The sequence below is a fragment of the Inquilinus sp. genome (assembly GCF_039594555.1).
Classification (GTDB): Bacteria; Pseudomonadota; Alphaproteobacteria; order DSM-16000; family Inquilinaceae; genus Inquilinus.
The window spans coordinates 1-10,980 of the sequence record NZ_JBCNNF010000235.1 but is presented as its reverse complement, the minus strand read 5'-3'; the positions used below and the strand labels follow the sequence as shown (position 1 = coordinate 10,980).

At 70.9% G+C, this 10,980-nt stretch carries 11 protein-coding genes and 1 tRNA gene; 4 read left to right on the top strand and 8 right to left on the bottom strand.

The window, feature by feature from the left end; all coding sequences use genetic code 11:
• The first annotated feature begins 192 nt into the window (after nt 1-192).
• Nucleotides 193-1,467, top strand: coding sequence for an ROK family transcriptional regulator (locus tag ABDW35_RS22770; RefSeq protein WP_343716170.1), 1,275 nt, complete (start codon nt 193-195; stop codon nt 1,465-1,467).
• A 402-nt stretch (nt 1,468-1,869) separates the two neighbouring features.
• On the opposite strand, the gene ABDW35_RS22765 is transcribed toward ABDW35_RS22770, so the two are convergent.
• The 3 genes from ABDW35_RS22765 to ABDW35_RS22755 all read right to left on the bottom strand — a co-directional run bounded on the left by ABDW35_RS22765 (nt 1,870) and on the right by ABDW35_RS22755 (nt 3,395).
• A tRNA-Glu gene (locus ABDW35_RS22765) sits at nt 1,870-1,945 on the bottom strand.
• Between the two features lie 74 nt (nt 1,946-2,019).
• On the bottom strand, nt 2,020-3,078 hold the full coding sequence (locus tag ABDW35_RS22760) for a low specificity L-threonine aldolase (protein WP_343716169.1): 1,059 nt from the start codon (nt 3,076-3,078) through the stop codon (nt 2,020-2,022).
• A 29-nt stretch (nt 3,079-3,107) separates the two neighbouring features.
• Nucleotides 3,108-3,395, bottom strand: coding sequence for a hypothetical protein (locus ABDW35_RS22755; RefSeq protein ID WP_343716168.1), 288 nt, complete (start codon nt 3,393-3,395; stop codon nt 3,108-3,110).
• 29 nt (nt 3,396-3,424) lie between these two features.
• Here ABDW35_RS22755 and ABDW35_RS22750 point away from each other — a divergent pair, with 29 nt between their 5' ends.
• Nucleotides 3,425-4,429 (top strand): RluA family pseudouridine synthase, encoded by a 1,005-nt coding sequence (locus ABDW35_RS22750; RefSeq protein ID WP_343716167.1) that lies wholly within the window; start codon nt 3,425-3,427, stop codon nt 4,427-4,429.
• Nucleotides 4,430-4,518: 89 nt separating this feature from the next.
• Nucleotides 4,519-5,403, top strand: a complete 885-nt coding sequence (rpoH, locus tag ABDW35_RS22745) for an RNA polymerase sigma factor RpoH (protein ID WP_034841002.1) — start codon at nt 4,519-4,521, stop codon at nt 5,401-5,403.
• A gap of 218 nt (nt 5,404-5,621) precedes the next feature.
• Here rpoH and ABDW35_RS22740 read toward each other — a convergent pair whose 3' ends face one another.
• The 3 genes from ABDW35_RS22740 to ABDW35_RS22730 form a co-directional block, all read right to left on the bottom strand.
• Nucleotides 5,622-6,665 carry a hypothetical protein gene (locus ABDW35_RS22740; RefSeq protein WP_343716166.1) on the bottom strand — a complete coding sequence of 348 codons (1,044 nt, stop codon included), beginning with the start codon at nt 6,663-6,665 and terminating at the stop codon, nt 5,622-5,624.
• Between the two features lie 73 nt (nt 6,666-6,738).
• Nucleotides 6,739-7,137 carry a VOC family protein gene (locus ABDW35_RS22735; RefSeq protein WP_343716165.1) on the bottom strand — a complete coding sequence of 133 codons (399 nt, stop codon included), beginning with the start codon at nt 7,135-7,137 and terminating at the stop codon, nt 6,739-6,741.
• Nucleotides 7,138-7,152: 15 nt separating this feature from the next.
• Complete coding sequence (locus ABDW35_RS22730; protein WP_343716164.1) at nt 7,153-7,740, bottom strand: phosphoribosyltransferase family protein; 588 nt, start codon at nt 7,738-7,740, stop codon at nt 7,153-7,155.
• A gap of 112 nt (nt 7,741-7,852) precedes the next feature.
• On the opposite strand from ABDW35_RS22730, the gene ABDW35_RS22725 reads away from it, so the two are divergent.
• Complete coding sequence (locus ABDW35_RS22725) at nt 7,853-9,001, top strand: PQQ-dependent sugar dehydrogenase (protein WP_343716163.1); 1,149 nt, start codon at nt 7,853-7,855, stop codon at nt 8,999-9,001.
• Between the two features lie 146 nt (nt 9,002-9,147).
• Here the strand turns inward: ABDW35_RS22725 and ABDW35_RS22720 are convergent, their stop codons facing one another.
• Both ABDW35_RS22720 and ABDW35_RS22715 read right to left on the bottom strand, forming a co-directional pair.
• Nucleotides 9,148-10,440 carry an adenylosuccinate synthase gene (locus ABDW35_RS22720; protein WP_343716162.1) on the bottom strand — a complete coding sequence of 431 codons (1,293 nt, stop codon included), beginning with the start codon at nt 10,438-10,440 and terminating at the stop codon, nt 9,148-9,150.
• 25 nt (nt 10,441-10,465) lie between these two features.
• Nucleotides 10,466-10,980: ATP phosphoribosyltransferase regulatory subunit (locus ABDW35_RS22715; protein ID WP_343716161.1), on the bottom strand; the 515-nt coding region annotated here is incomplete at its 5' end.

Here is a 10,980-nt window from a genome sequence, read left to right as displayed (position 1 = left end):
CATGACGTCCGCCGGGACGGGCTCGCTTCATTAGTATGTTTGTTCTAACTCCAAACAAACTTGCCGTCAACGCGGAAGACGTGCCACAGAGCGTGAATCCGGAGGATGGTGCCGGGAGCGTTCCACGCCCCGTGCCGCCGCCGATACAATGTCACGGGGCCGGGCCCTGCCCGCCCCCAGGAAGTGCAGATCATGTCGACTGGAAAGATCTCAGGCCGGGTGAGGGAAAGCGGCGCCGAGGATGACGCCGCGCCGACTCTGCTCGGCGCCGCCACGGAGGCGATGAAGCCGCGCCCACCATCCCTGCTGTCGCCGGCCCGGATGGGCGACCTCAACCGCAGCCGGCTGCTGCAGTCGCTGTTCGACCTGGGGCCGACCAGCCGCGCCGACCTGGCCCGCCATATCGGCGTCAACCGGGCCACCATCACCGGCATCGTCCAGCCGCTGATCGATGACGGCATCCTGGTGGAGGGCGAGCCCGCCTCCTCTGGCGGCGCCGGCGGCAAGCCGGCCCGGCCGCTGCAGTTCTCGCAGGATGCACCGCAGATCGGGGCGATCGACCTGCGGCACGGCTCGGTGCGAACCGCGCTGGTGTCCTGGACCGGCGAGATCACGGCCGTCGAACGCGAGGAATTCCCGACGGAGAGCGATCCCCGCGCCGCGCTGGCGGCGATCGCCGCCAGCCTGTCGCGCACCCTGTCGGCCGCCCGGCAGCCGCCGCTGGGCATCGGCGTCGGCGCCACCGGCATGATCGACACGGAGCGCGGCGTCATTGTCAAGGTCAACCTGGCGCCGGTGCTGTCCGGCCTCGGCCTCGGCGCGGTGCTGGAGGAGCAGACGGACCTGCCGGTCTATCTCGACCACCATCCGCGGGCGCTGCTGCTGGCCGACCGCTGGTTCGGCATCGGCCGCAGCCTGCGCACCTTCGCGGTGCTGTACCTGTCGGACGTGATCGGCGGCGCGCTACAGCTGGACGGGCATCTGCAGAGCGGCCCGGCCGGCGCGGGCGGCGAGCTGGGCCACACCTTCGTGCAGCTCGACGGCGAGGTCTGCGCCTGCGGCCGCCGCGGCTGTTGGGAGACGGTGGCGACCACCGGCTGGCTGCGGCGCCAGGCCCAGGCCGCCGGCCTGCCCTCAGCCGACGCGATGACCCCGGCCCTGCTGGCCGGCCAAGCCGAGGCCGGCTCCGACACCGCTGCGCGGCTGCTGGACCTCTATGCCCGCAACATCGCGATCGGCATCGCCAACCTGCAGCAGACCCTGGCGCCGAACCACTTCGTGCTGCACGGCGATGTGGTCGAGGCCGGGGAACGGCTGCGGGCGGCGATCGAGGCGCATGTCGGCCTGCTGGTGCCGCCGCGCCCCGGCAGCGAGCCCCGCGTGCTGCTGACCGACCAGCGCGGCCGCGCCACGCTGCGCGGGGCGGCCGGCATCGTGCTGTCGCGCCGGCTGCAGTTCCAGCTGTAGCGCCTTGACCAACCAGCGCGCCTCCGGCGGACAGGCGCGCTTCTTCGGTGCTCAGCCTGCAAGGGATGCCGCGCAGATCATCCGTGAGCTGCAGTCCCCGGCCCCGTGACCAGGATAGCCGTTCAGCGAATGGACGCGGCGCGGCGGACTGCCTTTCTCGAGCTGCTGGCCGAGCGCCCTGCCGACCTTCGGCGCACCCGACAGATCCCGGCGGTAAATCAAGGCGCTATGGGCCGGATCGACCACGGAAGAGGTGCGACCCGCTCCCTGCCCTGCTCTCTGGCCAGTAGAAGACTCACAAATGCACAACCGCCCAAGATGTCTTGAAGCGCCTGTGCCGGATTTCTGCCGTACTGGAGAACAGCGCCGTGTCACATATGAGCCTAAGCCATTGAAAAGGCTTGGCGTCCCCTAGGGGATTCGAACCCCTGTTACCGCCGTGAAAGGGCGGTGTCCTAGGCCTCTAGACGAAGGGGACTGAGGCGCGGGCCCGGATATAGGGGAGCCCGCGCGCCGACGCAAGACATTTCCGTCGGTTTTTTGACAGCCTGATCAGACGGCCGCCGCAACGCAGCGCCGCGCCCGCTGCAGCACCGTGTCGATCGTGGCGGCGTCGGTGTCGAAGGCGCCGACGAAGCGCCAGATCTCGCCCTCCCAATGCGCCGCCACCACGCCCTCGCGCTTCAGCCCCTCGGCCAGCACCGCGGGCAGGCGAACGAACACCTCGTTGGCCTCGACCGGATGCAGCAACTCCACCCCCGGCAGCGCCTGCAGCCCTTCGGCCAGCTGCCGCGCCCGGTCGTTGGCGTTGCGCGCCAGGCGCAGCCACAGCCCGTCGGCCAGATAAGCCTCGAGTTGGGCCGAGACGAATCGCATCTTCGACAGGAGGTGGCCGGCACGCTTGCGGCGGAAGGCGAAGTCTGCCGCCTTGTCAGGGTCGAAGAAGATCACCGCCTCGGCCATCACGCAGCCGTTCTTGGTGCCGCCGAAGGACAGCACGTCGACCCCCGCCTTCCAGGTCAGCTCCGCCGGCGAGCAGCCCTGCCTCGCCCCCATCTGCCCTGCCAGCGCGTTGGCGAAGCGCGAGCCGTCCATGTGGACGGCGAGGCCGTGACTCCGCGCCACCTCGGCCAGCGCGCCGATCTCGGCCGGGCTGTAGACGGTGCCGGATTCGGTGGCCTGCGACAGGCTGAGCATCGCCGGCTGGCTGCGATGGACGTCGCCCCGCCACTCCGGCACGGCGGCGGTCAGCGTCTCCGGCGTCAGCTTGCCGTGGGCGCCCTCGGCCAGCAGCAGCTTGGCGCCATGGGTGTAGAATTCCGGCGCGCCGCATTCGTCGACCGCGACATGCGCCTCGCGGTGGCACAGCACCGCGCCCCAGGGCGGGGTGAAGGTGGCCAGGGCCAGGGCGTTGGCCGCCGTGCCGGTCGGCACCGGGAAGGCGGCGACGCGGCGCTCGAACACCTCGGACAGCCGGTCCTGCAGCCGGGCGGTGACCTCGTCCCCGCCATAGGAGGGCTGGCGCCCCCCGGCGGCGCTGGCGATGGCCGCCAGGATCTCGGGCGCGGCGCCGGCGACGTTGTCGCTGGCCAGGTTGATCACGTCGGTCATGCCGAAATCCTCGGACGGATTGGGGGCGGTTACGGAGTGGTGGTCAGAAGGGTCGCGGCGGCGCCGGTGCGCGGGTCGATGCTGCGCACCTCCTGCCCGCCGCCGGGCAGTGTGATCAGGATCACTGCGCGATCGCCCGCGGTGGTGATGCTGAGGATGCGGCTGCCGGCGGGCAGCGCGGACGGCGCGGCGGCGGTCGCCGGCGTCGTGGCGGGAGCGGAGACGGCGGGCGCTTGGGCGGAGGAGCCCGAGGTGAAGAGCCGACGGCCCAATTCCCCGAGCACGACGGCGGTGAGCACGATGATGACCACAAGCATCGCCCAAACGGTTATCTTCACCGCCCGCAATGACCCAGCTTCCAGACGCACCCGCCTCACCCCTATTCCCGGACGGGACCATTCCCGTCACCATCGGTCCGGATGCCGCCGGCCAGCGGCTGGACCGCGCCCTGGCCGACGCGGTGCCGGACCTGTCGAGGTCGCGGCTGCAGGCGCTGATCGCCGCGGGCTGCGTGCGGGAGGGCGAGCGGACAGTAGAAGACGCCTCGACCAAGGTCAAACCCGGCCAGCGCTTCGAGATTCGCGTGCCGCCGCCGGTGCCGGCGGAGCCGGAACCCCAGGCGATCGGGCTTGATATCGTGTACGAGGATCCCCATCTCATCGTCATTGACAAGCCGGCCGGACTGGTGGTCCACCCCGCGGCTGGCAATCCCGATGGCACCCTGGTCAACGCCCTGCTCGCCCATTGCGGCGCGCAGCTGTCCGGCATTGGTGGCGTCGCCCGCCCGGGCATCGTCCATCGGCTGGACAAGGAGACCAGCGGGCTGATGGTGGTTGCCAAGACCGACGCCGCCCACAAGGCGCTGTCGGCCCAGTTCGCGGACCGCACCCTGTCGCGCACCTATCTGGCCCTGGTCTGGGGCCGGCCGAGCCCCTCGTCCGGGACGATCGAGGGCGCGATCGGCCGAGACCCGCGGAACCGCCAGCGCATGGCCATCGTTAAGGCTGGAGGCAAGCCGGCGCGGACCCACTACCGGGTGCTGCGCCCGGCCGGCGCCGAGGCCAGCCTGGTCACCTGCAAGCTGGACACCGGGCGGACCCACCAGATCCGGGTCCACATGACCTCGATCGGGCACCCGCTGATCGGCGACCCGGTCTATGGCCGACGTCCGCGCTCGGCTATTGCGAATGAGACGGCACGCAGCTTCCCGCGGCAGGCGCTGCATGCGGCAAAGCTGCGCTTCCGCCATCCGGCGGATCAACGTGAACTCGAATTCACGAGGCCCCTTCCGGGAGACATGCGAGATTTGCTCGTCTCCCTCGCGGGGGAAGACCGTATACCCGAGTACTGAAGTCGGGTATTATGCATCGGTCCGGATGATGAATCCGGAGGGCGCCCGCCCCGCCAGGGGAAAGGGCGCCGGAGAGGGAGCAAGATATCATGGCAAATGCGTCGACCCTGCCCGTCCTGGGCGCTGAATCCAACCTGAGCCGGTACCTGCAGGAAATCCGCCAGTTCCCGATGCTGGAACCGCAGGAGGAGTTCATGCTCGCCAAGGCGTGGCGGGAGCATGGCGACACCGAATCGGCGCATCGGCTGGTGACGAGCCATCTGCGGCTGGTCGCGAAGATCGCCATGGGCTACCGCGGCTACGGCCTGCCGATCTCGGAGCTGATCTCCGAAGGCAATGTCGGCATGATGCAGGCGGTGAAGCGGTTCGACCCGGACCGCGGCTTCCGCCTGGCCACCTATGCCATGTGGTGGATCCGCGCCGCCATCCAGGAATACATCCTGCACAGCTGGTCGCTGGTGAAGATGGGTACCACGGCGGCGCAGAAGAAGCTGTTCTTCAACCTGCGCAAGCTGAAGGGCCAGTTGCAGGCGATCGAGGACGGCGACCTGAAGCCGGAGACGGTGACCAAGATCGCCACCGAGCTGTCGGTGCCGGAGCAGGACGTGATCTCGATGAACCGCCGGCTGGCCGCGCCGGACCATTCGCTGAACGCGCCGCTGCGCGTCGACGGCGAGGGCGAGTGGCAGGACTGGCTGGTCGACGAGCGCGACAGCCAGGAGGTGATGCTCGCCGACCGGCAGGAGCTCGGCAAGCGCCAGAAGCTGCTGAAGGATGCGATGTCCGGCCTGAACGACCGCGAGCGCCGCATCCTGACCGAGCGCCGGCTGCGCGACGAGCCGACCACGCTGGAGGATCTGAGCCAGGAATACGGCATCAGCCGCGAGCGTGTGCGCCAGATCGAGGTGCGCGCCTTCGAGAAGCTGCAGAAAGCGATCCGCAACGCCGCGGTCGAGGCCAAGCTGGCCCACTGACCCGCGGTCCGGATTGAGAGAACGGCCGGAGCCCCCGCTCCGGCCGTTTTCGTTTGTGCCGATCGATTGCCTTCCAGCCTCCAAAGCCTTTTCGAATTCCAGCACCGTCATTGCGAGCGCAGCGAAGCAATCCAGGGGCCGGTGCGCACCGGCCCCTGGATTGCTTCGTCGGCTCCGCCTCCTCGCAATGACGGCAAGGTATCGACTCGCTTCTGCCCTCAACCATCCACGTCGATGCGGATCAGTTCGGTGACGCCGGTCTTCACCGGCTCGGTCCAGCTGTCCGGCGTGTAGCGGGTGGCGGTTACGCTGCGGGAATCAGCGCTCCAGACTAGGTTGCGGAAGGTCTCGCGACTGGCGACGCGTTGCAGCAGCCGCCCCTCCTCCACCTCCCACACGAACAGCGCGGTGGTGTCGTGCCCCCAGCGGTCGGACATGCCGAAGCTGGCGGCCAGGCGCTTGCCGTCGGGGCTGAACACCAGCTCCGGCAGCAGCTGCTGCAGGCCGGGCACGAAGGTCGGCACATCCAGCGCCCCGGTCAGCAACAGGTTGGAGCGGCCGCGATCGGCGGCATCGGCCAGCCGGATGGCGATCACGCCGCTGTCGCCGCGGGTCTCGACATGCTCGGCCAGGACCGACCCGTCGGGCGACTGCGCCACGGAGATGCCGCGCGCGACCAGGCCCGCCACCTCGGCCACCGGCCGCGCCGGCAGGTCGCCATTGTCGTCGACCGACACCACCGGGGCGGTGTCCGGGACGCCCCAGAAGGTGACGCCGGGGTCGAGCGCCAGGGCATCCTCCGTGACGAAGGCCAGCCGGGCGGCGCCGCGGCGCAGGGTGGCGCGGGCGGCCCCGCTGCCGGTGTCGACCACCTGCAGCGGCCCGTCCAGGAACAGCCCGGCGAGCCAGCGGCCGGAAGGCGAGACCGCCGCGCCCATCCAGCCGGCGCCCGGCGGCAGCTGGGCCAGCGCGACGCGCGAGCGGACTAGGCCGGTCTGCGGGTCGATCCGCAGCAGTTCCTGCGGCCGCTTGGGGTCCTCCCCGGGCTGGCGCGAGACCGCCAGCAGCGCCCCATCCGGCGCCGCGATTACGCGGGTGAGATCCTGGTCGTCGAACACGGCCAGGCGTCGGCAGGCGCTGGCATGGGCAATGCGGTCGAGCAGGCCGCAGGGCCGCAGCGCCCCCTCCCCCCAGACATAAATGCCGCCGCCCACGGCCGCGATCGCCAGGACCACCACCGCCAGACGCTGCCAGCCCCGCATCAAAGCCCCCGATCCTCTCGCCCCACCACCGCCGATCCTGCCGCGGAATCCGGGCGATTTCGTGAAGATGCGGCTACCGCGGCTTCAGCTGGAGGAGATCCCAGAGATTCCCATACAGGTCCTCGAACACCGCGACGGTGCCGTAGGCCTCCTCGCGCGGGGTCTCGCGGAACACCACACCGCGCGCGGTCATTGCCGCATGGTCGCGCCGGAAATCGTCGGTGTGCAGGAACAGGAAGACGCGGCCGCCGGTCTGGTCGCCGATCCGGCTCTCCTGCTCCGGCGTCACGGCGCGGGCCAGCAGCAGGTTCGGGCCGCCTCCGCCCGGCGGCGCCACCAGCAGCCAGCGCTTGCCGCCGCCCATCGACGTGTCCTCGACCAGGTCGAAGCCGAGTACGCCGGTGTACCAGGCCTTGGCCTCGTCATAGTCGCGGACCACCACCGAAACCGCGCCGATATGCTGATGCGCCATCGCTTTTCCTTTCGTTCAGCCGGCCCGATCCTGCAGCGGCATGCCCGCGGCGCAAAGCGGGCAGTCCTGCGGCAGCCACATCCCGCGCTGGAGCGCCGCCAGGGCCAGTAGCGGCACGCCCTGCCCAGCGGCGATCCGGCCCGCCGCCTCGCCGAGGGTCAGCAGGCAGGCGATGCCGGCCGGCACCGCGCCGTGGCGAGACAGCTCCGCCAGGGTCAGGCCCAGCGCCGAGCCGGCATTGATCGCGTCGTCGGCCACCAGCACCCGCCGCCCGGCCAGCCCGGCGGCAAGTGCCGACGGGATCCGGTACTGCACCGTGCCGTCGCGGACCGCGCGTTCGGCGTGGACGAAGCCGATGCCGAGCTCGGCCGCGATCGACTGCGCCAGGAAGGCGCCGCCGGTCAGCGGGCCGCAGACGATCTCCACTCCCAGCCCGGCCGCGCGCCCGGCCAGCGCCGCGGCCCAGCCGCGCATCCGGGCGGCATCGAGGAACAGCGAATCGAGGTCCAGCCACAGATCGCCGTGATGGCCCGATTCGTAGTGGAAATGCCCGCGCGTGGCGGAGACCGCCCGCCGCACCGCCTCGCCGATCCCGTCCGTCATCCGCCTGCCCTCCCGCGTCATCATGTCCGCGAACGACCCGGCCGCGAAGCCTTGCCTGCGAGGCCCAGGCCCCCATCTCAACCTGATCTGTCCGAGACGAGGAGACCTGCCCATGCGCATGCCTGCCTTCGCCGCCCCAGCCCTCACCGCCGCCGCGCTGCTGGCCCCCATGCCGGAGGCCGGGGCGGTCGACGCCACCTACGACACCCAGAAGGCCCGGATCCGGGTCCAGACCGTGGCCGAGGGGCTGAGCCACCCCTGGGGCCTGGCCTTCCTGCCGGACGGCCGGATGCTGGTGACCGAGCGCGACGGCAACCTGCGCCTGATCGGCGACGGCAAGGTCTCCGAGCCGCTGGACGGCGTGCCGGAGGTGGATGCCGGCGGCCAGGGCGGGCTGCTGGACGTCGCGGTCGACCCGACCTTCGTGCAGAGCCGCCTGATCTATCTCAGCTATTCCGAGGCCGGCGACGGCGGCAACTCCACCGCCGTGGCCCGCGGCCGGCTCAGCGAGGACGGTACGCGGCTGACCGGGGTGGAGGTGATCTTCTCGCAGCAGCCGAAGCTCGACAGCACCATGCATTTCGGCTCGCGCCTGGTGTTCGACCGGCAGGGCCACCTGTTCGTCACCCTCGGCGAACGCTCCAAGGCCCAGTTCCGCGGCCAGGCGCAGCAGCTCGATTCGCATCTCGGCAAGGTGATCCGGATCTGGCCGGACGGCTCGGCGCCGGAGGACAACCCCTTCACCGCCGACAAGGCAGCGCGGCCGGAGATCTGGTCATACGGCCACCGCAACGTCCAGGGCGCGGCGCTGAACCCGGACACCGGGGTGCTGTGGATCAACGAGCATGGGCCGCGCGGCGGCGACGAAATCAACATCCCCGAGGCCGGGAAGAACTACGGCTGGCCGGTGGTGTCGCATGGCGTGAACTACGACGGCAGCCCGGTCGGCGAAGGCCAGCGCGAGGCGCCGGGCATGACCGGGCCGATCCATCAGTGGACGCCGTCGATCGGCGTCTCCGGCATGGCCTTCTACACCGCCGACGCCATGCCGGGCTGGCGCGGCAACGTCTTCGTTGGCGGCCTGGCCATCCCCAAGCTGGTGCGGCTGGAGCGCGACGGCGACCGCATCACCGGGTCGGAGGACCTGCTGGAGGATCTGGCCTTGCGCATCCGCCAGGTGGTGCAGGGCCCGGACGGGGCGCTGTACCTGCTCACCGATGAGAGCGACGGCGAGATCCTGCGGGTGGGGCCGGCATCTTAGAGCGCGGCCGGTCGACCCATCCTCGCCCTCCCAAAACCGTCATTGCGAGGAGGGGAAGCCGACGAAGCAATCCATCGATCCGCTCGTGCTGCTGAATGGATTGCTTCGCTGCGCTCGCAATGACGGCGGAGACGGCGCCGCTCGCCTCAGTCGGCGAACGGATCCCGCACCAGGATGGTGTCGTCGCGCTCCGGGCTGGTCGAGAGCAGAGCCACCGGCGCCTCGATCAGCTCCTCGATCCGGCGGATATACTTGATCGCGGTCGCCGGCAGGTCGGCCCAAGAGCGGGCGCCCTTGGTGCTCTCCTCCCAGCCGTCCCACTCCTCGTACACCGCCTTGGCGTTGGCCTGGGCCGACTGGCCGGCCGGGAAATGCTGCAGCACCTGGCCGTCCAGCTCGTAGCCGGTGCAGATCTTCAGCGTCTTGAAGCCGTCCAGCACGTCCAGCTTGGTCAGGGCGATGCCGTCGATGCCGCCGGTCTTCACCGCCTGCCGCACCATCACCGCGTCGAACCAGCCGCAGCGCCGCGGCCGGCCGGTGACCGTGCCGAACTCGTGCCCGCGCTCGCCCAGCCGGCGGCCGATCTCGTTCTCCTGCTCGGTCGGGAACGGGCCGGAGCCGACGCGGGTGGTGTACGCCTTGGTGATCCCCAGCACGTAGCCGATGCCCTTCGGCCCGATGCCGGAGCCCGCGGCGGCCTGGCCGGCGACGGTGTTGGACGAGGTGACGAAGGGATAGGTGCCGTGGTCGATGTCCAGCATCGCGCCCTGGGCGCCTTCGAACAGGATGCGCTTGCCCTCTCGTTTCAGCGCATCCAGCCGCTCCCACACCACGCCGACATAGGGCAGGATCTTCGGCGCGATCTCGCGCAGCTGCGCCAGCAGCTCGGCCGGGTCGACCTCGTCGGCGCCCAGCGCGCGCAGGAGCGCGTTGTGATGCGCCAGCAGGTTCTCGATCTTGCCCGGCAGCGCCGCCTCATCGGCCAGGTCGCAGACGCGGATGGCGCGGCGGCCGGTCTTGTCCTCATAGGCCGGGCCGATGCCGCGGCCGGTGGTGCCGATCTTGGCCTCGCCGCGCGACGCCTCGCGGGCCCGGTCCAGCGCGCCGTGCACCGGCAGGATCAGCGCCGCGTTCTCGGCCAGCAGCAGGTTCTCCGGCCCGACCTCGACATCCTGGGCGCGGATCCGCTCGATCTCGGCCAGCAGTGCCCAGGGGTCGACCACCACGCCGTTGCCGATGATGCCGAGCTTGCCCGGCCGCACGATGCCCGAGGGGAGCAGCGAGAGCTTCAGCACCTTGTTGCCGATGACCAGCGTGTGGCCGGCATTGTGGCCGCCCTGGAACCGCACCACCACGTCGGCCCGGCTGGACAGCCAGTCGACGATCTTGCCCTTGCCCTCGTCGCCCCACTGGGCGCCGACCACGGCCACATTCGCCATCGGAATACCTCGTACTTCAGTGCTCTCAGATCTCGTCGAGCCGGCCGTCCCGCAGAACCCAGCCGCAGCCGAGGCGGCGCGCCTCGACGAGAGGATCGGCGCCGGAATCGAGCCCGGCGATGGTGACATAGCCCTGGGCCCGCAGCCCGGCGCCCTCGTCCCGCGCGGTGCCGCGCGGCAGGAACACCCGGCGGGGCGGCGGGGGCGGCGTGGCCGCGCGCAGCACCGTGTCCATGAACAGGGTGAAGCCGGTCGCTTCCTCGCCCTCAGCACCATTGGCGCGGTAGCGGCCGCCGCGGCCGACCTCGCCGCGGGCGCCGCGGGCGAACAGGGTGAAGGCGACACCGGTGTGGTACTCGAAGCCGCGATGCTCGACGAAGTCGACCGTCACCATCAGCTCCGGCGCCGAGGCGCGGATCAGGCGCACCACCTCGGCCAGGCGGTCCAGGACCGGTCGGGTCACCGCCGGCAGGTCGAGGCCCGACAGCGCGGCCAGCGCCGCATCGGCCGGGCCGGAGGCGGCGAGCAGCCCGCCGAGGG

What these genes read in the sequence shown, in the direction of transcription:
- ABDW35_RS22770 (WP_343716170.1), top strand. Translation starts at nt 193, where the DNA reads ATGTCGACTGGAAAGATCTCAGGCCGGGTGAGGGAAAGCGGCGCCGAG.
- ABDW35_RS22760 (WP_343716169.1), bottom strand. Translation starts at nt 3,078, where the DNA reads ATGACCGACGTGATCAACCTGGCCAGCGACAACGTCGCCGGCGCCGCG.
- ABDW35_RS22755 (WP_343716168.1), bottom strand. Translation starts at nt 3,395, where the DNA reads ATGCTTGTGGTCATCATCGTGCTCACCGCCGTCGTGCTCGGGGAATTG.
- ABDW35_RS22750 (WP_343716167.1), top strand. Translation starts at nt 3,425, where the DNA reads ATGACCCAGCTTCCAGACGCACCCGCCTCACCCCTATTCCCGGACGGG.
- rpoH (WP_034841002.1), top strand. Translation starts at nt 4,519, where the DNA reads ATGGCAAATGCGTCGACCCTGCCCGTCCTGGGCGCTGAATCCAACCTG.
- ABDW35_RS22740 (WP_343716166.1), bottom strand. Translation starts at nt 6,665, where the DNA reads ATGCGGGGCTGGCAGCGTCTGGCGGTGGTGGTCCTGGCGATCGCGGCC.
- ABDW35_RS22735 (WP_343716165.1), bottom strand. Translation starts at nt 7,137, where the DNA reads ATGGCGCATCAGCATATCGGCGCGGTTTCGGTGGTGGTCCGCGACTAT.
- ABDW35_RS22730 (WP_343716164.1), bottom strand. Translation starts at nt 7,740, where the DNA reads ATGACGGACGGGATCGGCGAGGCGGTGCGGCGGGCGGTCTCCGCCACG.
- ABDW35_RS22725 (WP_343716163.1), top strand. Translation starts at nt 7,853, where the DNA reads ATGCGCATGCCTGCCTTCGCCGCCCCAGCCCTCACCGCCGCCGCGCTG.
- ABDW35_RS22720 (WP_343716162.1), bottom strand. Translation starts at nt 10,440, where the DNA reads ATGGCGAATGTGGCCGTGGTCGGCGCCCAGTGGGGCGACGAGGGCAAG.